The organism is Solimonas fluminis, assembly GCF_002930645.1.
GTDB lineage: Bacteria > Pseudomonadota > Gammaproteobacteria > Nevskiales > Nevskiaceae > Solimonas_A > Solimonas_A fluminis.
The window spans coordinates 145,983-168,561 of record NZ_PSNW01000002.1; the positions used below are offsets into that span (position 1 = coordinate 145,983).

General features: G+C 69.2%; 28 protein-coding genes. 16 read left to right on the forward strand and 12 right to left on the reverse strand.

Annotated elements, in window-relative coordinates; all coding sequences use genetic code 11:
• The first annotated feature begins 38 nt into the window (after window positions 1-38).
• The 10 genes from C3942_RS04395 (at window position 39) to C3942_RS04440 (ending at window position 6,460) form a co-directional block, all read left to right on the forward strand.
• On the forward strand, window positions 39-1,331 hold the full coding sequence (locus C3942_RS04395; RefSeq protein WP_104229151.1) for an MFS transporter: 1,293 nt from the start codon (window positions 39-41) through the stop codon (window positions 1,329-1,331).
• A gap of 165 nt (window positions 1,332-1,496) precedes the next feature.
• Complete coding sequence (locus C3942_RS04400) at window positions 1,497-2,798, forward strand: MFS transporter (RefSeq protein WP_104229152.1); 1,302 nt, start codon at window positions 1,497-1,499, stop codon at window positions 2,796-2,798.
• A gap of 25 nt (window positions 2,799-2,823) precedes the next feature.
• Window positions 2,824-3,147 carry a hypothetical protein gene (locus C3942_RS04405; RefSeq protein ID WP_104229153.1) on the forward strand — a complete coding sequence of 108 codons (324 nt, stop codon included), beginning with the start codon at window positions 2,824-2,826 and terminating at the stop codon, window positions 3,145-3,147.
• A 35-nt stretch (window positions 3,148-3,182) separates the two neighbouring features.
• Window positions 3,183-3,626, forward strand: a complete 444-nt coding sequence (locus tag C3942_RS04410) for a hypothetical protein (protein WP_104229154.1) — start codon at window positions 3,183-3,185, stop codon at window positions 3,624-3,626.
• Window positions 3,623-3,982, forward strand: coding sequence for a nuclear transport factor 2 family protein (locus C3942_RS04415; protein WP_104229155.1), 360 nt, complete (start codon window positions 3,623-3,625; stop codon window positions 3,980-3,982). The genes C3942_RS04410 and C3942_RS04415 overlap by 4 nt, the downstream gene beginning before the upstream one ends.
• A gap of 77 nt (window positions 3,983-4,059) precedes the next feature.
• The gene (locus C3942_RS04420) at window positions 4,060-4,512 is read left to right on the forward strand and encodes a hypothetical protein (protein ID WP_104229156.1); all 453 of its coding nucleotides are present in this window, start codon (window positions 4,060-4,062) and stop codon (window positions 4,510-4,512) included.
• A gap of 3 nt (window positions 4,513-4,515) precedes the next feature.
• Window positions 4,516-5,121, forward strand: coding sequence for a hypothetical protein (locus tag C3942_RS04425; RefSeq protein ID WP_104229157.1), 606 nt, complete (start codon window positions 4,516-4,518; stop codon window positions 5,119-5,121).
• A 76-nt stretch (window positions 5,122-5,197) separates the two neighbouring features.
• On the forward strand, window positions 5,198-5,608 hold the full coding sequence (locus C3942_RS04430) for a GFA family protein (protein ID WP_104229158.1): 411 nt from the start codon (window positions 5,198-5,200) through the stop codon (window positions 5,606-5,608).
• 16 nt (window positions 5,609-5,624) lie between these two features.
• Complete coding sequence (locus tag C3942_RS04435; protein WP_104229159.1) at window positions 5,625-5,930, forward strand: antibiotic biosynthesis monooxygenase family protein; 306 nt, start codon at window positions 5,625-5,627, stop codon at window positions 5,928-5,930.
• Window positions 5,927-6,460, forward strand: a complete 534-nt coding sequence (locus C3942_RS04440) for an RBBP9/YdeN family alpha/beta hydrolase (protein ID WP_104229160.1) — start codon at window positions 5,927-5,929, stop codon at window positions 6,458-6,460. The genes C3942_RS04435 and C3942_RS04440 overlap by 4 nt, the downstream gene beginning before the upstream one ends.
• Window positions 6,461-6,546: 86 nt before the next feature.
• Here the strand turns inward: C3942_RS04440 and C3942_RS04445 are convergent, their stop codons facing one another.
• The 3 genes from C3942_RS04445 to C3942_RS04455 form a co-directional block, all read right to left on the reverse strand.
• The gene (locus C3942_RS04445; protein ID WP_104229161.1) at window positions 6,547-7,398 is read right to left on the reverse strand and encodes an alpha/beta fold hydrolase; all 852 of its coding nucleotides are present in this window, start codon (window positions 7,396-7,398) and stop codon (window positions 6,547-6,549) included.
• 29 nt (window positions 7,399-7,427) lie between these two features.
• Window positions 7,428-7,808 (reverse strand): nuclear transport factor 2 family protein, encoded by a 381-nt coding sequence (locus C3942_RS04450; RefSeq protein WP_104229162.1) that lies wholly within the window; start codon window positions 7,806-7,808, stop codon window positions 7,428-7,430.
• Between the two features lie 104 nt (window positions 7,809-7,912).
• Window positions 7,913-8,134, reverse strand: coding sequence for a hypothetical protein (locus tag C3942_RS04455; RefSeq protein ID WP_104229163.1), 222 nt, complete (start codon window positions 8,132-8,134; stop codon window positions 7,913-7,915).
• Window positions 8,135-8,260: 126 nt separating this feature from the next.
• Here C3942_RS04455 and C3942_RS04460 point away from each other — a divergent pair, with 126 nt between their 5' ends.
• The 3 genes from C3942_RS04460 to C3942_RS04470 are packed head-to-tail and all read left to right on the forward strand — an operon-like array spanning window position 8,261 to window position 10,558.
• Window positions 8,261-9,190 (forward strand): LysR family transcriptional regulator, encoded by a 930-nt coding sequence (locus C3942_RS04460; protein ID WP_165797320.1) that lies wholly within the window; start codon window positions 8,261-8,263, stop codon window positions 9,188-9,190.
• The gene (locus C3942_RS04465; RefSeq protein WP_104229165.1) at window positions 9,187-9,930 is read left to right on the forward strand and encodes a DUF2238 domain-containing protein; all 744 of its coding nucleotides are present in this window, start codon (window positions 9,187-9,189) and stop codon (window positions 9,928-9,930) included. The genes C3942_RS04460 and C3942_RS04465 overlap by 4 nt, the downstream gene beginning before the upstream one ends.
• A gap of 1 nt (window position 9,931) precedes the next feature.
• Window positions 9,932-10,558 carry a transglutaminase-like domain-containing protein gene (locus tag C3942_RS04470; RefSeq protein ID WP_207765969.1) on the forward strand — a complete coding sequence of 209 codons (627 nt, stop codon included), beginning with the start codon at window positions 9,932-9,934 and terminating at the stop codon, window positions 10,556-10,558.
• Window positions 10,559-10,564: 6 nt separating this feature from the next.
• On the opposite strand, the gene C3942_RS04475 is transcribed toward C3942_RS04470, so the two are convergent.
• The 3 genes from C3942_RS04475 to C3942_RS04485 form a co-directional block, all read right to left on the reverse strand.
• Window positions 10,565-10,972: a PaaI family thioesterase gene (locus C3942_RS04475; protein WP_104229527.1), complete on the reverse strand. Its 408-nt coding sequence runs from the start codon at window positions 10,970-10,972 to the stop codon at window positions 10,565-10,567.
• 2 nt (window positions 10,973-10,974) lie between these two features.
• Window positions 10,975-11,721, reverse strand: coding sequence for a sulfite exporter TauE/SafE family protein (locus C3942_RS04480; protein ID WP_104229166.1), 747 nt, complete (start codon window positions 11,719-11,721; stop codon window positions 10,975-10,977).
• Between the two features lie 140 nt (window positions 11,722-11,861).
• Complete coding sequence (locus C3942_RS04485; protein WP_104229167.1) at window positions 11,862-13,043, reverse strand: magnesium transporter; 1,182 nt, start codon at window positions 13,041-13,043, stop codon at window positions 11,862-11,864.
• Window positions 13,044-13,137: 94 nt separating this feature from the next.
• On the opposite strand from C3942_RS04485, the gene C3942_RS04490 reads away from it, so the two are divergent.
• Window positions 13,138-13,746 (forward strand): TetR family transcriptional regulator C-terminal domain-containing protein, encoded by a 609-nt coding sequence (locus tag C3942_RS04490; RefSeq protein ID WP_104229168.1) that lies wholly within the window; start codon window positions 13,138-13,140, stop codon window positions 13,744-13,746.
• 5 nt (window positions 13,747-13,751) lie between these two features.
• Here the strand turns inward: C3942_RS04490 and C3942_RS04495 are convergent, their stop codons facing one another.
• Window positions 13,752-14,666 (reverse strand): LysR family transcriptional regulator, encoded by a 915-nt coding sequence (locus C3942_RS04495; RefSeq protein WP_104229169.1) that lies wholly within the window; start codon window positions 14,664-14,666, stop codon window positions 13,752-13,754.
• 104 nt (window positions 14,667-14,770) lie between these two features.
• Here C3942_RS04495 and C3942_RS04500 point away from each other — a divergent pair, with 104 nt between their 5' ends.
• Window positions 14,771-15,469 carry a pirin family protein gene (locus C3942_RS04500; RefSeq protein WP_104229170.1) on the forward strand — a complete coding sequence of 233 codons (699 nt, stop codon included), beginning with the start codon at window positions 14,771-14,773 and terminating at the stop codon, window positions 15,467-15,469.
• Window positions 15,470-15,608: 139 nt separating this feature from the next.
• Here the strand turns inward: C3942_RS04500 and C3942_RS04505 are convergent, their stop codons facing one another.
• Window positions 15,609-16,571 (reverse strand): DUF3187 family protein, encoded by a 963-nt coding sequence (locus C3942_RS04505; RefSeq protein ID WP_104229171.1) that lies wholly within the window; start codon window positions 16,569-16,571, stop codon window positions 15,609-15,611.
• 205 nt (window positions 16,572-16,776) lie between these two features.
• Here C3942_RS04505 and C3942_RS04510 point away from each other — a divergent pair, with 205 nt between their 5' ends.
• Window positions 16,777-17,841 (forward strand): 3-deoxy-7-phosphoheptulonate synthase, encoded by a 1,065-nt coding sequence (locus tag C3942_RS04510; protein WP_104229172.1) that lies wholly within the window; start codon window positions 16,777-16,779, stop codon window positions 17,839-17,841.
• Window positions 17,842-17,930: 89 nt separating this feature from the next.
• Here C3942_RS04510 and C3942_RS04515 read toward each other — a convergent pair whose 3' ends face one another.
• From C3942_RS04515 to C3942_RS04530, 4 genes are all read right to left on the reverse strand, one after another.
• Window positions 17,931-19,913 (reverse strand): SDR family oxidoreductase, encoded by a 1,983-nt coding sequence (locus C3942_RS04515; RefSeq protein ID WP_104229528.1) that lies wholly within the window; start codon window positions 19,911-19,913, stop codon window positions 17,931-17,933.
• A gap of 126 nt (window positions 19,914-20,039) precedes the next feature.
• Window positions 20,040-20,348, reverse strand: coding sequence for an SH3 domain-containing protein (locus tag C3942_RS04520; RefSeq protein ID WP_104229173.1), 309 nt, complete (start codon window positions 20,346-20,348; stop codon window positions 20,040-20,042).
• Between the two features lie 277 nt (window positions 20,349-20,625).
• Window positions 20,626-21,594, reverse strand: coding sequence for an outer membrane beta-barrel protein (locus tag C3942_RS04525; protein WP_104229174.1), 969 nt, complete (start codon window positions 21,592-21,594; stop codon window positions 20,626-20,628).
• 126 nt (window positions 21,595-21,720) lie between these two features.
• Complete coding sequence (locus tag C3942_RS04530) at window positions 21,721-22,578, reverse strand: Aq_1264-related membrane protein (protein ID WP_104229175.1); 858 nt, start codon at window positions 22,576-22,578, stop codon at window positions 21,721-21,723.
• Window position 22,579: the final 1 nt, after the last annotated feature.

The following is a 22,579-nucleotide window of genomic DNA, read 5'->3' on the forward strand; positions in this document are numbered from 1 at the left end:
CCGAGAGGCGCAAGACACGGATCTGAGGGGAACAAGGGATGAGCAACACTGCAGCAGGCGCGGCGCCGTCCGGCAACTCTCCGGCCAAGGTGCTGTTCGCGAGCCTGATCGGCACCACGATCGAGTTCTTCGACTTCTACATCTACGCCACCGCCGCGGTGCTGGTGTTTCCCAAGCTGTTCTTCCCCGCCGCCGATCCCACCTCGGCGACGCTGCAGTCGCTGGCCACCTTCGCCATCGCCTTCTTCGCGCGGCCGGTGGGCTCTGCGCTGTTCGGGCATTTCGGCGACCGCATCGGCCGCAAGGCCACCCTGGTGGCGGCGCTGCTGACCATGGGGCTGTCCACCGTCGTCATCGGCCTGCTGCCGACCCATGCGCAGATCGGCGTGCTCGCCCCGGTCCTGCTGGCGCTGTGCCGCTTCGGCCAGGGCCTGGGCCTGGGCGGCGAGTGGGGCGGCGCGGTGCTGCTGGCCACCGAGAACGCCCCGCCGGGCAAGCGTGCCTGGTACGGCATGTTCCCGCAGCTGGGCGCGCCGCTGGGCTTCATCCTCTCCGGCGGCTCCTTCCTGATCCTGGCCGAGACGCTGACCGACGAGCAGTTCTTCGGCTGGGGCTGGCGCATCCCCTTCATCGCCAGCAGCCTGCTGGTGCTGGTGGGCCTGTGGGTGCGCCTGTCGATCAGCGAGACGCCGGTGTTCCAGAAGGCCATCGACCACGCCGAGCGCGTGGAAGTGCCGATGCTCACGGTGTTCCGCGAACACGGCCGCGCGCTGGTGCTGGGCACCGTGGTGGCCATCGCCACCTTCGTGCTGTTCTACCTGATGACGGTGTTCGCGCTGACCTGGGGCACCAGCGCCCTGGGCTACAAGCGCCAGGAATTCCTGATGATCCAGCTGTTCGGCGTGCTGTTCTTCGCGCTGACCATCCCGCTGTCCGCCGTGCTGGCGGACCGCCACGGCCGCCGCCGCACGCTGATGTGGGTCAGCGCCGCCATCGCCGGCTTCGGCCTGCTGTTCACGCCGCTGTTCGGCAGCGGCAGCCTGGCCGGGGTGCTGGCCTTCCTGGCGCTGGGCCTGGCGCTGATGGGCATGACCTACGGCCCGCTGGGCACCGTGCTGTCGGAACTGTTCCCGACCGCCGTGCGCTACACCGGCTCCTCGCTGACCTTCAACCTCGCCGGCATCTTCGGCGCCTCGCTGGCACCCTACATCGCCACCACGCTGGCGACGAAGTACGGCTTGCACACCGTGGGCTGGTATCTCAGCGCCGCCGCGCTGCTGACGCTGGCCGCGCTGTGGGCCACGCGCGAGACCAAGGACGACGTGCTTTGAGCCCCTCCATCGCAGCCGGTCCGTTCATGGCGAGTAGCCTCGTGAGCGCAGCGAGCGTGCGTATCGAGCCGCACTGGCGCCGCCCCTCGATACGCGACGCTGCGCGGCGCTACCCGGGGTGAACGGTCCTCCTGCGGATACCACCAGCAGCCAGATACCAGCGCAATGCTCAACATGACCCGCTACCAGTGGACCGTCCTGTTCGCCGCCTGGCTGGGCTGGGGCTTCGACATCTTCGACAGCCTGCTGTTCAACTACGTCGCGCCCAACTGCGTGCCGACGCTGCTGGGCCTGACCATCGGATCGCCCGAGGCCAAGCAGGCCACGCTGTACTGGACCGGCATCCTCACCTCGGTGCTGCTGCTGGGCTGGGCCGCCGGCGGCATCCTGTTCGGCTGGGTCTGCGACCGCATCGGCCGCACCCGCACGCTGCTGCTGACCATGCTGATGTACGCGCTGGGCACCGCGGCCTGCGCCTTCGCCGACAACATCTGGATGCTGCTGGCGTTCCGCATCGTCGCCAGCCTGGGCATCGGCGGCGAGTGGGCGGCGGGCGCCTCGATGGTCGCGGAGGTGGTGCCGGAGGACAAGCGCGTGGAGGCCGGCGCCCTGCTCTACACCGCCGCGCCCTTCGGCCTGTTCCTGGCCACCTTCGTCAACTTCCAGGTGGCCGGCAACTGGATGGCCGCCAGCCCCGAGACCTCTTGGCGCTACGTCTTCCTGTTCGGCCTGCTGCCCGCCGCCATCGCCTTCCTGGTGCGCCTGTTCCTGAAGGAGCCGGAACGCTGGACGCAGGCGCGCGAGAACACGCGGCCGCCGCGCATCGCCGAGCTGTTCGGCCCCTCCGTGCGGCGCTACACCCTCAGCGGCTTTCTCATGGCCCTGGTGGCGCTGATCACCTGGTGGAGCTGCAACGCCTTCATCCCGGTGGTCTCCGCCGGCCTGGCGCAGAGCGAGGCCGCGCTGCGCGGCCTGGACAAGGCCGGCACGCTGGCGCTGGTGGAAAGCTGGAAGCTCACCGCCACCGCCGCCTTCAACTTCGGTGGACTGGTCGGCACGCTGCTGACCATCCCGGCCGCCAAGCTGCTCGGCCGCCGCGCGATGTTCGCGATCTACTTCGCCGCCTCCGCCGCCGCGATCTTCGCCGTCTTCGGCCTGGACCTGCCGGGCGAGACGCGCCTCTACATGTACTTCGCCATCGGCCTGTCGGTGTTCGGCGTGTTCGGCAGCTTCACCTATTACCTGCCGGAACTGTTCCCGACGCGCCTGCGCGGCACCGGCGCCGGCTTCTGCTACAACGCCGGCCGCGTGTTCGCCGCCGCCGGCCCCTTCCTGGTGGGCATCATCGCCGCGCGGGGTGTCGATGCGGCGGTGGGCGTATTGTTCTGGGTGGGCGTGGTGCCGCTGGCGGCGCTGCTGATGATGCCCTGGGTGATCGAGACGAAGGGACAGCGGCTGGCGGACTGACGCCGCCCACGGCAAGGGAGTGCGCATGAGCGAAGGACTGACGCTGGCGCTGGTGGCAGGAGGCTTCGCCGTGCTCGGCAGCCTGGTCACCGGCTGGTTCACCTACATCACCTCCGTGAAGCAGGAGCAGAGCGAGCGCTACAAGCGCAGGCTGCTGCAGGCCTACGCCGATATCGCGGCCTTCCACCGCCTGGAGGAGCGCTACACGCGCGCGCTGGAGACGGAGGACCGCAGCGCCGAGTCCTGGAAGCGCGAGATGCGCCGCCGGCTGCGCGACGAGGGCTTCGGCTCGCCCAGCGAGGAAGCCACGGCCCAGAAGGCGGAGCAGCGCATCGCCGAGCTGGGCTGATGCCGCTCCCGCCACTCCCGACACCCAGGAAACGCATGTCCCGATCCTTCCCTCCCGTTGCCGCGCTGCTGCTCGCGCTCTCCCTGCCCGCCGCCGCGCAGGCCCCGGCCAGCCAGGACGATGCCGGCCTGGCCGCCCGGTTCCTCGACTGCGGCTACTACTTCGCGCTGCTGCCTTCGCTGTCCGACCGGAATGCGCAGGGCGAACAGCTCGCCAGCGTCAAGGAGCTGGAGAACTTCAGCCGCCTGGCGGCGCTGGCCCTGGTCGGCCGCGACGAAGCGCGGCTGGCCTCGTCCGTGGCCCGCAACGGCTTCTCCGAGGAATTGCGGCAGGCCGACGCCCAGGGCGAGGAAGCCGTGCTGCGGTTCCTGCAGTCGCGCTCCGAGCGCTGCAGCGCGCTGATGAAGGACAAGGCCCCCGTGGTCGCGCCGCGCATCGAGGCCTACATCGCCGCGGACGAGGCCGGAACCGCGCCATGATCTCCCCCGAGCAGGCCGAGACCTTTGCCGCCGAATGGATCGCCGCCTGGAACAGCCATGACCTGGCGCGCATCCTGTCGCACTACGCCGAGGACTTCGAGTTCTCCTCGCCCTTCATCGTGCAGATCGCGGGCGAACCCTCGGGGCGCCTGCGCGGCCATGCCGCGGTGGGCGCCTACTGGGCCGCGGCCCTGCAGCGCATCCCGGACCTGCGCTTCGAGCGAGAGTCGGTGCTGCGCGGCATGCACAGCCTGGTGATCTTCTACCGGCGCTTCGACGGTCGCCGCTCGGCGGAGTGGTTCGAGTTCGGCGCGGACGGCAAGGTGATCCGCTCCGCGGCGCAGTACGCGGACTGAACCGGCAGACCCGTCGTCCGGCAGCCAATCTGCTACATCATCTGCCGTCCAAGAGCCTTCGACCGAGAGAACTCCCGATGCCTGCCATCCGCCGCATGATGCTGCCCTCTGCCTGCCTGCTCGCAGGGGTCGCCCTGGCCTGGGCCGCCGCCACCCCGGCGGGCGAAGCGCCCCAGGGGCATGAACATCATCATCACGACCACAGCGCGCTCGAATTGGACGCGAAGAGCGCACCTTCCGTCTCGTTGAAGGCAGAGCGCGATCCGATGGGCGGCTGGAACCTGCGCATCGATACGCCGGGCTTCCGCTTCGCGCCGGAGCACGTGAACCAGGCCAATGTCCCCGGCGAAGGGCATGCCCATCTCTACGTCGACGGCGTGAAGCGCGCGCGCCTCTATGCGCCCTGGTTCCACCTGGAAGCGCTCGGCGCGGGCGAACACCGGCTGCGCGTCACGCTCAATGCCAACTCCCACCAGGAACTGAGCACCGGCGGCAAGCCGATCCAGGCGGAAATCGCCGTCCGGGAGTAGGCCGTGTCCAAGGAGCTGCTCAGCGCCGCCGGCATCGCCCTGACGCTGGCGATCTTCCTGCCGTACGCCCTGTCGGTCCACCGCGGCCGGACCCGGCCGCATGTGTTCTCCTGGGTGATCTGGGCGCTGGGCACCTTCGTGGTGTTCCTGGCCCAGCTGGCCGGCGGTGCCGGCATCGGCGCCTGGCCCATCGGCGTGTCGGGCCTGATCACGATGGCCATCGCGGTGCTGGCCTGGCGGCGGCGCGCGGACCTGGAGATCACGCGCGGCGACCGGCTGTTCTTCGCCGCGGCGCTCGCCGCCCTGCCCTGCTGGCTGCTGACCTCCGATCCGCTGTGGGCGGTGGTGATCCTGACCGGCGTGGACCTTGCCGGCTTCGGCCCCACCTTCCGCAAGGCCTGGCAACGGCCATGCGAGGAGCCGCTGTGGTTCTACGCGCTGGGGGCCGTCCGCAACCTGCTGGTGCTGCTGGCGCTGGAGCGCTGCTCCGCGACCACCGCGCTGTTCCCGGCGGCGGTGGGCCTGGCCTGCGTGGCGCTGGTCATCCTGCTGGCCTGGCGCCGCCGCGGCCCGCCGGCCGGACCTGGCGCGCGAACCTTCCGGACCTGACGGCAACGGGCTGGACGGCCTGCCTGCGGCATGCTGAACTTCAAACACTTTCCGGCACCAGACCAGCAGGAGCGCCATGGAGCAGCAAGGACGCGAGGGCGGTTGCCAGTGCGGCAACATCCGCTACCGGATCAGCGGCGATCCGATGCTGGCCGCCATCTGCCACTGCACGATGTGCCGGCGCGCCAACGCCGCCCCCGCAGTGGCCTGGGCCATGTACGCGCAGGATCAGGTGCGCTTCACCGGCGAACAGCCCCAGCCATACGCGTCGTCGCCCGAAGCGCGGCGCGGCTTCTGTCCGCGCTGCGGCACGCAGATCAGCTTCACCGCCAGCTTCCTGCCGGGACTGATCGACATCACCATCGGCAGCCTGGACCGCCCCGAGGCGGTGGCGCCGACCCTGCACTACTGGCACTCGGAACACCTGGGCTGGGTCGAATTCGCCGACGGCCTGCCGCGCTTCCCGGAGCTGCCGCCGTTCGAATGAGCCGCTGCGATTGCCGATGAATCCCGCCGCCCGCCATGTGGTCATCTTCCGCGCCCGCGTCCGCCGGATGGACGCGGAGTACGGCGCGCTGGCGGCCCAGCTGCGCGAGCTGGCACTGTCGCAATTCGGCTGCCTGGAATTCGTCGCCGCCACCGAGGGCGACCAGGAGATCGCACTGTCGTACTGGCGCGACGAGGCCGACATCCGCCGCTGGAAGGCGCAGGCCGACCACCTGATGGCCCAGCGTCTCGGCCGCGAGCGCTGGTACGGCTCGTACCGCGTGCAGGTGGCCGCGATCCAGCGGGAGTACGGGTCGCCGTGAGCCAGCCGATCCTGCTGCTTCCCGGGATCGGCAACTCCGGGCCCGACCACTGGCAGACGCTGTGGCAGCAGGCCGAGCCGCGCATGCGCCGCGTGGGCCAGCACGACTGGGAGCAGCCGCAGCTCAAGGACTGGCAGGAGGCCCTGGAAGCCGCGGTGGCCGGCACCGCCGGCGACGCCATCCTGGTGGCGCACAGCCTGGGCTGCCTGCTGGTGGCGCACTGGGGCCTCCAGACCCGGCGGAAGATCGCCGGCGCGATGCTGGTGGCGCCGCCGGACCCTTCGGGGCCCGCCTTCCCCGCCGCGGCGCGCAGCTTCGCGCCCCTGCCGCAGCAGAGGCTGCCCTTCCCCAGCATGGTCGTGGCCAGCAGCAACGACCCCTACGGCAGCATCGCCTTCTCGCGCAATGCCGCCCGCGCCTGGGGCAGCCTGTACCGCTCGGTGGGCCCCTGCGGGCATATCAACGCGGCCAGCGGCCTGGGCCACTGGAAAGCCGGCCGCATGCTGCTCTGGGAACTGAGCGCGAGCTGAAAAAAAGGAACCCGCCCGGCCTGACGATGAGCAGGAACGGGCGGGAGAGGAGTCCGCGCGGTGCGACGCGCGCGAGGGACAAAGGATCAGGCGGCGCGCGGCAACTCCGGCGCAACCCGCTCGGGCGCCAGGAAGGCCATCACCCGCTGCACTACGCGCTCGTCGGTGAGGATTCGCCAGTGGCCGAGGCGGCTGGTGCTGTACAGCTCCGCACCCGGCCAGGCCGACGCCAGCGCGGCGCCGTCGCCGTAGGGCACGGTGTCGTCGTCGCGGTCATGCACGATCAGCGCGGCAGGCCTGAGCCGCGGCGCGGTGCGCACGCCGTCGAGGTCGTCCAGCGGCACGCCGGTGTAGTCCTCGACTTCCTGCAGGAAGCGCGCGTGCGCCGCCTGCGGCAGGCCGACGAATCCGGCGAAGCGGTGCAGCACGCCGCGCAGCGAGGACGGGCCGCCCAGCAGCACGACACGATCCACGTTGAGCCCCTGGCCCAGGGCGTAGACCACGGCGCCGGCACCCATCGAGTGCCCGACGACGGCCTCCAGCTTCTCGATCTCCGGCACCACCTCCATCAGGGCATAGGCGAAGCTGACGACGTTGGCCTCGTCGCCCGGCGACTGGCCATGCGCCGGGCCTTCCAGCGCGATCACCTGGCGGCCGGCGGCGAGCAGCGGCGCCACGAAGCGCCCGAACTGCGAGGGGCGGCCCTCCCAGCCGTGCAGCATCAGTACCACCGGGTCCCCGGCCTTGCCCCAGCGCAGGCCCGAGAGCCCGAAGCGGAAATGGATACGCTGTGCCGCGGCCAGCGCCGGCTGCTCCCAGTCCCGCGGCGGCAGGCGCCGCGGCCGCATCATCAGGCGGCGCGCCGAGCGCACCGCGAACTGCGGGGCGAACAGGCCGGCAAGGGTGTGATAGGTCTGCAGGGTGCTGAGACTGGCCATGGCGATGCTCCGGTTACCGAGAACCTCTTTCACGCGACTTGAAGGGCGACCGCGGCCGGCTGCGCCGGGTCGTACTGGATGTGTTCCTCGACGATGCGGTCGCCGCGCCAGTGCTGATGCACGACTTCCTCCTGGCGGTGGCGGCGGCCGTCGTGGCCCGTGAACTCGTAGATCCAGCGGATCCGCGTGCGGTCGCCGTCGAGCATCCAGTCCGCGGCCCGGACCCGCAGGCCGCGCACGGAGCGCAGCAGGTGCTGGGCGTTGGCGATCAGGCGGTGGCGGCCCAGCAGCGGCGGCTCCTGGTTGTCCTGCGACCGCGCGTCCTCGGCGTAGAACTCGTGCAGGGCGTCGATCAGCATGCCCTCCTCGACGAGGGCGACCAGGGCGGCGACACGTTCGCGATGAGGCATGGGATTTCTGGATCTCGTCGGGTTTCCGGTCCGGCCCGCCCGCGCAGACGCGGGGGAGAGAGGAGGAGGGTCGGCGTGGGCGGACCGGGCGGGAAAGGGATGGGTCAGGGAACGATCTGGAAAGCCGGCGACAGTCGGCGGATCACCTGCTCGCGGCGGGTGCGCGCCTGCTGCAGGCGGTCGTCGGGGCCCCGGACCACGGTCACGGAGTCGGCGCCGCCCGCCGCTGCCGCCGTCGGCTCGGCGGCGCTGGCCTCCGCGGCCGCCAGGGTCAGCAGGACCAGCCCTGCGGCAGCTCCGGTCACGGTCAACAGGTTGCGGGTCATGGCGTCACTCCGGGTTCGGACTGATGCCTAGACTATTTACTTCCGCAGCATTGATAAGATGGGGTATAAGACTTTTATTGTTTCCGCCATGGAATGAATGATCCGGCAGGATCGGGAGTGGGGACCATGGAAGACCTGAACTACGTGCTGACCTTCACCCGCGTGGTGCAGGCCGGCAGCTTCGCCGCCGCCGGCGAGCGCCTGAAGCTGGCGCCCTCGGTGGTCAGCAAGCATGTCGCCAAGCTGGAGAAATCCCTGGGCGCGCGGCTGCTGCAGCGGAGCACGCGCAAGCTCTCGCTGACCGATGCCGGCAGCGCCTACTTCGAGCATTGCGCGCGCATCGTGGAGGAACTGGAGCAGTCGCAGCATGCCGTGGCGCGGCTGCAGGCCGAGCCCAGCGGCAAGCTGCGCGTCAGCAGCCTCAACTCCTTCGTCGACGCGGTGGTGGCTCCGCTGCTGCCGGAGTTCTTCCGGCGCTATCCCAAGATCGAGCTGGAGATCGTCACCAACGACCGCACCGTGGACCTGGCCGAGGAAGGCTTCGACATGGCGCTGCGCCTGGCTCATGCGCCGGGCCCGCTGCTGGTGGCGCGCAAGCTGGCGCCGATCCACTTCGTGGTCTGCGCCACGCCGGAGTACCTGGCCCGCCACGGCACGCCGCAGCACCCGGACGACCTGCGCGGCCACAATTGCCTGGGCTTCCCCAGTCCCCTGGAGCGCAACTTCCATTTCCTGCGCGACGGAGAGGCCTTCACCGTGCCCATCGCCGGCAACTTCCGCGTCAACAACATCAACGCGCTGCGCACCGTGCTGCTGGCCCACGCCGGCATCTCGCTGCTGCCGACCTACTGCATCGGCCCCGACCTCGCCGCGGGGCGCCTGGTGGCGCCGCTGCGCGGCTGGTACGGCTCCGACGCCACCTCGGTCTATGCCGTGCACTTGCCCAACCGCTACGGCTCGCCCAAGCTGCGGGCCTTCGTCGACTACCTGCAGCAGTGCATCGGCGATCCGCCGTACTGGGACCGGGGGCTGGACATCAGCAAGGGGGCCGCATGAGAGTCGAACGCACGCAAGCCTGGCGCAACTATGTCGGCGGCCTGATCGTCGCCTACTCCCTGCTGTGGCTGTGGCTGGGCATCGCCCCGCTGCACCGCAAGGACTGGATCCTGGAGAACGTGCTGGTGCTGGTCTTCGGCGTGGCGCTGTGGGCCAGCCGCCGGGCCTTCGTGTTCTCGCGCGTGTCCTACACGCTGATCTTCGTGTTCCTGTGCCTGCACTCCATCGGGTCGCACTACACCTATGCCATGGTGCCCTACGACCAGTGGTGGGAGAGCCTCACCGGCCATACCTTCAACAGCCTGTTCGGCTGGGAGCGCAACCACTTCGACCGGCTGGTGCACTTCTCCTATGGCCTGCTGCTGGCCTATCCGCTGCGCGAGATCTTCCTGCGCGTGGCGGAAGCGCGCGGCTTCTGGGGCTACTTCCTGCCGCTGGAATTCACGCTGGCCACCTCGGCGATCTACGAGCTGATCGAATGGGCCGCCGCGGAGGTCTTCGGCGGCGAGCTGGGCGCCGCCTACCTCGGCACCCAGGGCGACATCTGGGACGCGCACAAGGACATGGCCCTGGCCGGCAGCGGCGCCCTGCTGGCGATGCTGATAACCGCCGCGATCAATCGCGCCCTGCAGCGCGATTTCGCCCGCGACTGGAGCAACAGCCTCAAGGTGAAGGATTCGCGCCCCTACGGCGAGAACGAGATCAAGCGCATGCTCGACGAGCGGGTGGAGGGCCCCTGAGTTGGCCGCGCTGATCGCCGAACCGCACCTGCAGCCCTACCTGCGGCCCACGGCCGTGATCGACTGGCAGCAGCCGCAGGTGCTGGCGCAGGCCCGCACCCTGTCCGCCGCCAAGCCCGTGGATACCGCGCGCCACTGCTTCGAGTGGGTCCGCGACCGCGTGCTGCACAGCGCGGACCACCGCCGCAACCCGGTCACCTGCACCGCCTCGGAGGTGATCCAGCACCGCACCGGCTACTGCTACGCCAAGAGCCACCTGCTGGCCGCGCTGCTGCGCGCCAACCACATCCCCGCCGGCTTCTGCTACCTGCGCCTCAGCATCAACGACGACGGCGCGCCCTACTCCCTGCACGGTTTCAACGCGCTCTACCTGCAGCCCTGGGGCTGGGTGCGCGTGGATGCCCGCGGCAACCGGCCCGGCCTCGACACGCGCTTCGATCCGCCGAACGACTCCCTGGCCTTCGGCGGCAAGCTGTACGGGGAGTGCACCTTCGCCAACGTGCTGGCGGAGCCGCTGCCGGTGGTGGTGCAGGCGCTGCAGGCGGGAACCAGCTGGGACGCGATGCTGAAGCGGCTACCGGACGTGGAGCCGGGGGAGTACGGGTCGCTCGGGCTCAAGCCCGCCTGAGCCGCATCACTTCACCGGCAACGCGTAGCTCCCCGTCACATGCGCCACCGGCATCGGGTCGCCGCCGGTGGTGATCGACACTTCCATCACCGCGAGCCGGCGCCCGAGCTTGAGCAGCTTCGCCTCGGCCAGCACGTCGCCCGGCCGGCCCTTGTTGAGGAAGTTGATGTTGAGATTGGACGTCACCGCCATCAGCTCGGGGCCGACGTGCGACAGCACCAGGGCGTACATCGCCGAGTCCGCGGCGCTGAACAGCGTGGGGCCGGAGATCACGTTGCCGGGCCGCAGCATCTTCTCGTGGAAGGGCAGGCGCACGCGCGCATAGCCCGGACGCACCTCCTCCACCGTGAAGCCGCTGTTGCCCACCGCCGGCAGGCCGCCGCGAATCAGCGCCTGCACCTGTTCCGCCGTCAGCTTCAGATCCACCCCAATCCCCTCGATGCGTCCCACAAGAGTTTCAGCGACAGCACGACCAGGATCAGCTTGAAGATCCGGTCGAACTGCGTCTGGTCGATGCGTCCATTGAAATGCTTGCCCAGCGCCGTGCCGGCGATCACCGAGGCGCACAGCGGCAGCAGCCGTTCCGGCTGCGCCAGCGCGCTGAAGCCGACCCAGCCGAAGGCCGCCACGCGCAGCCCATGCCCGAACATCTGGGTCAGCGCCAGCGTGCCGATCACGGTTTCCTTGCGCCACTGCGGCAGGAAGAACAGTCGCCCCACGAACAGGCCGGTGGCGCCGACGAACATGCCGAGCACGCCGTTGAGCGCGCCCGCGGTAAGAAAAGCCGGCGTCGGCGGCATCAGCGCCCGGTCGCCGCGCCCCGGCGCCAGCGAGGCCAGGATCAGGCCGGCCAGCAGCAACTGCACCCAGTTGGCGTCCACCCCCACGGCATGGGGCGCCACGAGGAAGGTGGTGGGCACGGCGGCCAGCAGGAACCAGCCGGCGGCCTTCCACTCCACGTGCCTTACGTAGGCCACGGTGCGCGAGGTGTTGGAGACGAACTGCACCGCCGCGAACAGCGGCACCGCCTCGGCCGTGCCCATGCCGATGGCGTAGAACAAGCCGATCAGGATCGTGCCTCCGCCGAGGCCGGCGGCGCCGGACAGCGCGGAGGTCAGGAACCCGGCGAGGGTGATGACGGCGATGAGGGGGAGGTCGGTCATGTCTTGCCCTCTCCCGCCGGGAGAGGGTGGCCGCAGGCCGGGTGAGGGGCTCGGCCTGATCTGGCTACAACGTCTGGATTCAAGCGTGTCCCTCACCCCTGCCCCTCTCCCGGAGGGAGAGGGGAATCACAGCGCATATTCTAGAGCACGAAGGCCGCCGCCAGGCCCAGCATCAGGCCCATTCCGGCGATATCGGTGCCGGTGGTCAGGAAGATGCTGGAGGCCGTGGCCGGGTCGGCACCGAAGCGGCGCAGCGTCAGCGGCACCATCACGCCGAACAGGCCGCTGAGCACGCAGGCGCCGGTCATGGCGGCGAGGATCACCGCGCCCAGCAGCGGCGCCTGCTCGTTGCCGTCGCGCGCGGCGGTCCACCACATGGCGGCGCCGGCGACGAGGCCGGTGAGGAAGCCGTTGAGCCCGCCCAGCAGCATCTCCTTGCCGAGCAGCTTGCGCAGCGGGAAGCCGTCCATGTCGCCCAGCGTCAGGCCGCGCAGGGTGATCGCCAGCGTCTGGCAGCCGTTGTTGCCGCTCTGGCCGGCCAGCACCGGCAGGAAGGCGGCGAGCGCCACGACCTTGGAGATGGTGTCCTCGAAGGCGCCGACCACGAAGGCAGCGAGGAAGGCGGTGAGCAGGTTGATCTGCAGCCAGGGATGGCGCTGCCGGAAGGCTTGCCACAGCGGCGTCTGCACGCGCTCTTCCTTGTCGAGGCCGACCATGGTGCCCGACTGCGCGCTGATCTCCACCGCCTGGCGCTCGAACAGCTTCCAGCCGCGGACGATGCCGGTCAGCCCGCCCTCGGCGTCCACCACCGGATACACCGGGTAGTGGCGGTAGACCGCGGCCTTGATCGCGTCGCCGGCCGGCATGTCGGCCGTCAGCGCGAAGGGATCGGGCAGCATCACGCTGGCCAGCGTCTGCCCAGGCTGCGCCAGCAGCAGGTCGCGGATCACCACCATGCCCGCCAGGCGCTTGCCGCGGGTGACGTAGAGGTAGGTGATCTGCTGCGGGTTGTCGTGCCCGCGCAGGTAGGCGATGGCCGCCTCCACCGTGGTGCCGGCGTCGAGCACGCCCACCGCGGGCTCCATCATCTCGGCCACGGTGCCGGGAATCTCCAGTTCCGTGGTGGTCTCGCCGCGTCCGTCGGGGCAGAGGTGATCCGGCAGGTGCTGCTGGATCTCCGCGGCGAGCTGGGCCGGCAGCTCGCGCAGGACTTCCGCCACCGTCTCCACCGACTCGCGGCTCAGCAGCTGGGCGGCATCCAGGGGGACGCGCGTGCGGACAGCGCGCAGCAGCTCCGTATGCGAATGCGACGAGGTTTCCATGAGGCTGTTTTCCCCTCTGTTTTCCGGATTATGCCGGGCAGCATTGACATCGTCGCGGCAGGCCAGATACTAGCCGGTATGCAGGATTTTCCACATGCCCGCCGCCGCGCCTAAGCGCCAGCCCGACGTCACCCGCCAGCGCCTGCTGGAATGTGCGTTCGACGAGATATACCGATGCGGGTTCCGTGCCGCCAGCCTCGACGCGATCCTGCGCGACTCCGGCGTGACCAAAGGCGCGCTTTACCACCATTTCGACAACAAGACGGCGCTGGGCTATGCCGTGGTGGACGAGATCGTCCGCCCCTGGATCGAGGAGAGCTGGCGCCCCCTGATCGGTACCGACGACATCGTCGGTACGGCGCTGGCCCTGAGCCGCGACCTGCTGCGCGAGCGCGGCGACAAGGTGTTGGCCTACGGCTGCCCGCTGAACAACCTGATCAACGAGATGGCGCCGGTGGACGAGGGCTTCCGCACGCGCCTGGAGTCGATCCTGGACGACTGGCGCGCAGGCCTTGCCGAAGCGCTGCGCCTGGCGCAGAAGCGCGGCCAGCTGCGCCGCGGTTTCGACGCGAATGCCGCGGCGGACTTCGTCATCGCCTGCATCGAGGGCGGCTTCGGCCTGGCCAAGCTGAGCCAGTCGCCGCAGGTCGTGCAGTCGGTGATGCGCGGGCTCGGAGACTACCTGGAGCAACTGCGCGCCTGAGCGCCTCAGGGCGGCTGACGCCCCATCAGGGCCCGGATGGCCGGCTCCTCCAGGATGCGGTCGCGGAACCACTGCAGCGCGCGCCCCTCCTCGCCGGAGCGCCAGGCCAGGTGCATGGTCACCGGCGAGCGCTCGGCGGCCACCTGCCGCTCCACCAGCCGCCCGGCCTCGATGTGCGGGCGGGCGAGGTGCTCGGGCAGGTATCCCACGCCCAGGCCGGCGATCTGCGCCGCGGCCTTGGCGGCCAGCGAAGACACCACCAGCACCTCCTGCCCCGGCTGGATGCCGTTGCTGCGCGCCGGCAGGCGGCGCGAGGAGTCGGCCGCGGCGATGCTGCGGTAGCGCGCCACGATCTCCGGCAGCAGCGGCTCCGGCGCGTCGGTCAATGGATGATGCGGCGCCACCACGAAGACGAAGGGAATGATGCCGATCTGCCGGGTCAGCAGGCCGTAGCCATGCGGGGCGTCGCCGCCGGCACCCACGGTGAGGTCGGCACGCCGGTCGATCAGCGCGTCCCAGGTGCCGCCGAAGATCTCCTGGGTGAAGCGCAGCCGCGTGCCGGTCATCAGCGCGTCGAAGGCGGAGATCACCGGGAACAGGGCTTCGATGGGGATGATGTCGTCCACCGCGATCACCAGCTGCGTCTCCCAGCCGTGGCCGGCGCGCTTGACCGAGTTCTCCAGGCTCTCGGCCTGGCGCAGCAGTTCGCGCCCGCGCTCCAGCAGCACGCGGCCCGCCGCCGTCAGCTTGGCGCGGCGGCCGCTGCGGTCGAACAGCGGGACGCCCATGTCCGACTCCAGCTTCTGCACGGTGTAGGTCACGGCGGAGGGAACGCGGTGCAGCGCCTCGGCCGCGCGGGCGAAGCTGCCGTGCTCTTCGATGGCGTCCAGCGTCTCCAGGGCTTCCAGCGTCAGGCGCATATTCAGCTCGTTTGAATGTTCGCTTCGAAACTTTCCGCTTTTTTGACCTTAGGTCAAGTCATACATTGGGTTTGACCATTCAAACTCATTGACGGAGCCCCGCCATGCAAGCCCTGATACGCAGCGATGAACGCGGCCACGCCGACCGCGGCTGGCTGGAGTCCTGGCACAGCTTTTCATTCAGCGACTACTACGACCCGCAGCGCATGGGCTTTGGCGCCCTGCGCGTGATCAACGAGGACATCATCGTGCCCACGGCGGGCTTCCCGCCGCACTCCCACCAGGACATGGAGATCATCACCTATGTCCTGGAGGGCACGATCCGCCACCGCGACTCCACCGGCGGCAGCGGCGACCTGCGCCATGGCGAACTGCAGGTGATGCATGCCGGCGGCGGCATCACCCACAGCGAGATCAATCCCTCGGCGCAGGAGCGCACGCACCTGCTGCAGATCTGGATCCAGCCCGACCGCCGAGGCCATGCCGCCGGCTACGAGCAGGCACCGCTGGATGCCGAAGCGCTGCGCCGCGGCTTTGCCACCGCGGTGGGGCCGAAGGGCAGCGGCGCGCCGTTCCAGATCAACCAGGACGCGCGCCTGGACATCGCCTGGCTGGCCGACGGCCAGGTGGCGGAGAAGGCCCTGGACGCGCAGCGGCTGTACTACCTGCACGTGGCGCGCGGCCAGGTCGTGATCAACGGCGAGACCTTCTCGGCCGGCGATGCCCTGGCGCTGAAGGACGAGGCGAAGCTGGCGGTGACGGGCCGCGGGGAGGCGGAGGTGCTGCTGTTCGACTTGGCGTGATGACGACAACCGGGCCGTTCACACCGGGTAGCGCCGCGAAGCGTCGCGCATCGAGGTGCGCATGGCGCGTGCCTCGATACGCACGCTCGCTGCGCTCACGAGGCTACTCGGCATGAACGGTTCATGATGTTCCAAGCACCTACCGCGGCGCCAGCGTCAGCCCGACGTGGACCGAGAAGTCCGGCGAGGACTTGGTGATCAGGTCTTCCTGGAAGGCGATGTCCAGGGCCCAGGTCTTCTCGATCCAGCGCCCGCCGAACACCAGCTGCAGGCCGGCGCGGTCGAGCTGGTCCAGGGCGGAGTCCTTGTAGAGCGGGCCGTGGGCATAGAGCTGGGCGCCGAGTTCGATCTCCTGGGTGGCGCGCAGGAAGGCCCCCGCGCCGCCGAAGGGCACCAGGGTTTCCTGCTGGTCCTCCAGCACGTCGCCCTTCTGGTTCAGCGACAGGCCCGCCGAGGCAAAGCCGCTCCAGCGGCTGTCGATATCGAAGGGCAGAGCCCAGTCGGCCCAGAGCGCGCCGCCGAGGTTGCCGCCGGTGAGCTTGTCCTCGTCGCCGGTGGGCAGCTTGAGTTCCGCGCGCAGGGCGAGGTTCTCGCTGGCGGCCCAGCCGCCGGAAACGCGGACGTCGCCCAGGGCCCAGCCCTCTTCCGTGCGGTCCAGCCGCACCGCGCCGTCCTTCTCGTAGCGGTACTGGTAGCGGTCCTGCGGCACCAGCTCGCGGCCGCCGTTGGGCAGGCCGAAGAAGTCGTGCCAGCCCTCGATGAAGCTGTCCATGAAGCCGCCCCCGACGTGCACCGCCGACAGCTCCGCCCCCCACTCCCAGCCGCCGCCGAGGCCGGCGCGGTAGCGGCCGGTGAGGCGGGCCGTCTCGCCGTCCAGGGTGATGGTTTCGGTGCCCGCCGTGTCGGTGGTGTATTCGCTGGTCAGGTCCAGGCTGAAGCGGCTGGCGCTGTCGCCCTCCGCCAGCACGTGGCCATGGCCGATCACCGGCAGGGCGAAGCCCTGCGCCAGCGCGCCCTGGTTGTTGGTATCGAAAGGGGCGGCCTGGGCCGCCGGGGCCAGCGCCGCCAGCAGGGCCGCAAGCGGCAGGATCGGACGGATCATGGGGTTCCTGTGATTATTTATTGATTAATGAATCAAATGATTTCTTTTAATCTCGAGCGGCAAGGTCCTGTGCGGAGCACCGCGCGGCGGCGCCGCCGCCGCAGTATGCCGCAAGCCGGCGACGGAACCGCCCCCGCGCGTTTTGCCGCCCCCCGGCCTTTGCTATAGCATCGCCCTCCCCTTTTGCTTGACAAGCGGTTAGCCGATGTTTGCCACCGAAAATACGCGGATCAGCTCCGTCCGCCCCGTCTCCACGCCGGCCCAGGTCCAGGCCGAGTTCCCGCTGACCGAGAATGCGGCCCGGACGGTGTTCGAGACCCGCAAGGAAATCCAGGACATCCTGCACGGCCGCGACAGCCGCCTGCTGGTGATCGTGGGGCCCTGCTCGATCCACGATCCCCAGGCCGCGCTGGAGTACGCCGCGCGCCTGAAGGCCTTCCGTGAACAGGTGAAGGACGACCTGCTGGTGGTGATGCGCGTGTACTTCGAGAAGCCGCGCACCACGGTGGGCTGGAAGGGCCTGATCAACGACCCCAAGCTCAACGACAGCTACGACATCGAGCAGGGCCTGCGCGTGGCGCGCAAGCTGCTGGTGACGCTCAACGACATGGGCGTGCCGGCCGGCGTCGAGTTCCTCGACATCCTGACGCCGCAGTACCTGGCGGACCTGGTGAGCTGGGGCGCCATCGGCGCGCGCACCACCGAGTCGCAGCTGCACCGCGAGATGGCCTCGGGCCTCTCCTGCCCGGTGGGCTTCAAGAACGGCACCGACGGCAGCGTGAAGGTGGCGGTGGACGCCATCGTCTCGGCGCAGAGCCCGCACCGCTTCCTGTCGCTGACCAAGGACGGCCAGATCTCGATCTTCGAGACCGCCGGCAATGCCGACTGCCACGTGATCCTGCGGGGCGGCAGCAGCGGCACCAACTACGACGCCAAGAGCGTGGACGCGGCCTGCGCCGCGCTGACCAAGGCTGGCCTGAAGCCGCAGGTGATGATCGACTTCTCGCACGCCAACAGCCAGAAGCAGCACAAGCGCCAGGTCAACGTCGGCGAGGACGTGGGGCACCAGATCGCCGGCGGCGACGAGCGCATCGTCGGCGTGATGATCGAATCGCACCTGGTGGAAGGCCGCCAGGACATCGGCCCGGACATGGTCTACGGCCAGTCGATCACCGACGCCTGCATCCACTGGGACGACACCACCCAGGTGCTGGGCGGCCTGGCGGCGAGCGTGGCCAAGCGCGGCAAGCGGCTGGTGAAGAGCGCCTAGCCGTCTTTGCTTCGCTGCAAGCAAAAGGCCCGCTTTCGCGGGCCTTTTGCGTTTCCCCCTCTCCCTCCGGGAGAGGCAGGACGGTCTGGCTAGAAATACTCCCCCTTGAACACGTTGGCGAACACCACCTGCTCCAGCGTCGGCTTGCCGCCTTCCTTGCGTCCCTTCGCCGCGGTGGACGAGGGAAACAGGCGGAAGCCGCGGTTGAGCATGCTGTCGTTGAGCTTGGGCCACAGCGCGTAGGACACGGCGGCAACGGTACCCAGCGGCGTGGCGATGGACTTCGGCCGACGCAGCACCGACTCCAGCACGGTATCGCCGGCCTTCTCCGGCGACCAGGCCGGCACGTAGTCGTAGAGCTTGGTCGGTGCGATCATCGGCGTGCGCACCAGCGGCATGTAGATCGCGGTGACCTCGATGCCGCGATGCTTCACCTCGGCCGACAGGCAGCGGCTGAACGCGTCCAGCGCCGCCTTGCTGGCGACATAGGCGGAGAAGCGCGCGGCGTTGGTCAGCACACCGATCGAACTGATGTTGACGATGTGGCCGTCGCGGCGCTTGGCCATCCCCGGCAGGAAGTTGAGGATCATGCGGATCGCGCCGAAGTAGTTCAGCTGCATCGTGCGCTCGAAGTCGTGGAAGCGGTCCAGCGACTCGAACACGGCGCGGCGGATGGAGCGGCCGGCATTGTTGATCAGGATGTCGACGTGGCCGAAGTCCTTCAGGATCTCGGCGCAGCAGTTGTCGATGGCCTGCATGTCGTTGAGGTCGCAGGGATAGACATGCGCCTCGCCGCCGGCCATCTGGATGATCTTCTGCGTCTCCTCCAGCTTCTCGCGCGTACGCGCCACCAGGATCACCTTGGAGCCGGCGGCGGCGAACTTCTTGGCGGAGATGAAGCCGATGCCCGAGGAAGCGCCGGTGATGACCACGACCTTGCCGGCCAGCTTGCGCTCGGCGCCCTTCGGCACCTTGGCGTGGATGTCGAGGAACTGTTCCCAGTAGGCCCAGAGCTTGTCGGCGTAATCCTTGATGTCCGGGCAGTTGATGCCCGAGCCCTTGAGGGCACGGCGCGCGTTCTTGTCGTCGAACACCGCCGGGTTGGTGACGTAGCCCAACACCGAAACCGGCACGCCGATGGCCTTGGAGATGTTCTTGCCGACGGAGGACGGGATGCGCTCGCCGAGCCGGTTGGCGAGGTTGCGCGCGGCGGCCGGGATCGCCGGCAGCTCGAACTTGGCGGCGAACTGCGGGCCATGGGCCGCTTCCATCAGCGTCTGCAGCAGGCTGCCGACCGTGGGCGAGTCCGACTGGATCAGGCAGAAGACCTGGCCGTCTAGGCCATCCTTGTGCGCGATGTGGTCCATGGCCCTGGCCACGTAGTCCACCGGCGCCAGCGGCACGCGGCCGCCCTCGATGCCGAGCAGCGGCAGCCACTTGGGCACCGCGTAGGACAGCTTCTGGATGGTCTTGAAGAAGTAGTAGGGGCCGTCGATCTTGTCCATCTCGCCGGTCTCGGAACTGCCGACCACGGCACCCGGGCGGTAGATGCGGAACGGCGCCTTGCATTCCTCCCGGACGATCTGTTCGGACTGGAACTTGGTGCGGAAGTACGGGTGCGCGACGCGCTGGCCCTCGTCGAACATGTCCTCGGTGAAGCGGCCGTTGAAGTCGCCGCCGGCCACCGCCACGCTGGACGCGTGGTGCAGCTTCACCGCGCCGCCGAGATCGTTGACGAAGGCCACGAGGTTGCGCGTGCCCTCGTTGTTGATGCGGTCGCCGGTGGCGTCGTCCATGCCCATGTCGTAGACGGCCGCCAGGTGGAAGACGTGATCGATCTTGCCCTGCAGCTTCTTGAAATCGGCCGCGGAGACCAGGCCCGGCGTGGTGATGTCGCCATAGACCGCATGCAGCCGCGAGCCGGCTTCGCCGTAGCGTTCCTGCAGCGCCGCGAACTTGTCCTTGGACGACTCGCGCACCAGGACATGCACCTGCGCCTCGGGCCGGCGCAGCAGCTGTTCCAGCAGGAACTTGCCGATGAAACCTGTCGCCCCCGTCACGAAATAGTTCACGGCCAACCTCCCTCGAAGTGATGTTGGGTTCATTCTGGGAGATCGATATTACCGAAGGACATGGCCGCAGAGACACAAACGCCGGCGGGGTTTCCGCCGGCGCTGGTAAAACGAACCCTGCAGCGATCACTGTGACAGTGCGGACTCCTGGACCCAGCCGCTGTAGTGCTGGTACTCGGTGTACCACCAGGCGCCGTCGCGATTGGACTGGCGGACCTGCAGCTTGAGGCCCGCGCCGGCCGGCACCGGTCCTTCGACGGTGGACTGATGCTGCGGCCGCGCACGCAGCACGGTGGCCTGCCGGGTCTTCGCCGGCCCCGGCATCAGGGCCGGCGGCGGCGCGACCACCGGCGGCGCCACGATCATCACCGGCAGCCGCGCCTGCGCCGGAAGCACCAGGCCCGCCAGCACGGCGGCCCACAGGATTCTCTTCACGATGTTCTCCCCGCTTGTTGTCTGAAGCGGCCCGCCCCCCGGCGGGCCGCCCCGACAGCTTATTACTGCACGAGGGCGCTGTCGCTCAGCCAGCCGGTGCTGCCGTTGTAGTCCTCGAACCACCAGGCACCGCCGGCGTTCGGCAGGCGCTGCTTGATGTTCACCGTGGCCAGGGGGCCTGAGCGGATCGAAGGGCATCGAGGGGCGATACCGCGCCCAGGCCGCCGCCGTCGGCTCGGCGCAGGCGGCCCTCCGGATGGCGGGCCGCCTGCGCGGTTTACTTCAGCGCGCTTTCGCTGACCCAGCCGGACATGCCATTGTAGGACGCATACCACCAGACACCCTGAGCGTTGGGCACACGCTGCAGCAGCTGCAGCTCGGCACCAGCCGGGATACTGCCGTCGATGGGGGCACCCGAGCGCGGCTGGCGCAGCAACATGGTGGGCTGGGCCGTCAGGCGTACGCCGGCCGCCACCATGCCGCCGGGCAGATCGGGTTTGATGGTGCTGGAAGCGGACGTGGGTTGCGAAGCCGCCGGAATCGAGGTGGGGGCGGCCGTTGCAGGATGCGGCGGCTGGGACTGGATGGCAGGAACAACCGGCGCCGGGGCCGCAGCAGGCGGGTAGGCCGGCTGGTACGCCGGAGCAGGTGCCGGCGCATAGCTGGACGGCAGCCGCGACGTGCCGCTGGGAAGCTCCAGCACCACGCCCAGGCTTATAACAGTGACGTTGCTTTCCCCTGCATCGCTATCCGGGAAATCGCTGAAGTCCCTGACGTCGACATAGTTCTCGAGATCGAAACGCAGGCCGAACCAGGGCGTGAGCTTCCAGTCACCGCCGAGGCCGTAAGTGAATCCGCTGGAGGAAGCCGACCTGTCGGCAAAGGGGGTATTGGTCAGCTCCAGATCGGCATCGCCATCGTAGTAACCACCCTTGAGCCATACGCCGGAGCCCTTGGAGTCGAGCTTGGCGAAGTAGCCCAGCGATCCGCGCACCCCCGAGAACTTGAGGCCCACGCCAGACGGCAGTCCCCTGATATCGTGCTTGCCGGCATCCGTGTAGGCCACCTCCAGCATCAGCGGCACCTGATCGAACCGGTAACCCGCGAATGCCGCGAAGCTCGTCGCGTCGTCCACGTCTTCGTATTCGTACTGACTGAAGGTGCCGGCACCGCCGACATAAGGCCCCGCCACCGCCACGCCGCTCATCGCCAGGGCACCCAGCCCCAGCCAGTTCACGAACTTCATGCATCCCCCCGGTGAATGGCCTGACGGCCAGATCTGATTTTTCGCAACTCTATCTTGCCGTCATAACGTCGGAAAAACAGCTAGCCGGATGGCTAATACGCCGGAACCCGGCCGGGGTGGTTTCCGTCAGTAGTCGCCCTCGTGGTGCTTCGCCGCCTCGCGCAGTTCGGCCCGCTGCCGCAGGCGCTGGGCCCGGTCCTTGTCCGAGCGCCAGATCACGTCGGGGAACAGCAGCACGCGCAGCAGGCCCACCAGCATGAACAGGTAGCTGAAGCTGAACAGGAGGCCGCAGAACATCGACACCCATTCGAAGCTCGGCGCCACGTACTTGATGCCCCACCAGGACATGACGTCCACCACCGAGGCGGTCAGGCCCACCGGGAAGATCCACTGGTAGGACTGGAGCTGGTTGAACTGCATCGAGAAGGGGATGCCGATGATGAAGAAGCTGGTGGTGAAGCCGAACAGGTGGGCGTGGGTGAAGGCGATCAGCTTGCCCAGCGACATCTGCTCGAAATAGGCCTGGGCCGTGCCGTGCAGGCGCAGCTGGTACCAGATCTCGGAGGCGCCGAAGCAGAAGGCGATGCCGAACATCACCACCGCCATGGCGATGCCGCGCTTGGCCGCCGGCGGCAGCTCGCGCAGGTTCAGCTCGACGCTGTGGGACTCGAAGGGGATGAACCACCAGACCGCCGCCAGGATCACGAAGAACACCGCGATCAGCGCCAGCGGCCCGCCCACGGTCAGCCACAGCGGCTTCTCGGGCGGCAACTCGACGATGGCCGTGCTCTCCACCGGCTTGTCGCTGAAGAAGTCGAAGTCGTCGCCGGCGGGCGTCTCCTGCTGCTCCGCCGCCGCGGGCGGCGCGGCATCCGCTTCGGCCGCCGACACGGCGAGGCTGCGCGCCAGCAGGAACACGGCGAGGAAGAAGGCGGCCACGCCGAACTCGAACAGGCGCACGGCGCCCTTCCCGGCCGGCCGCACG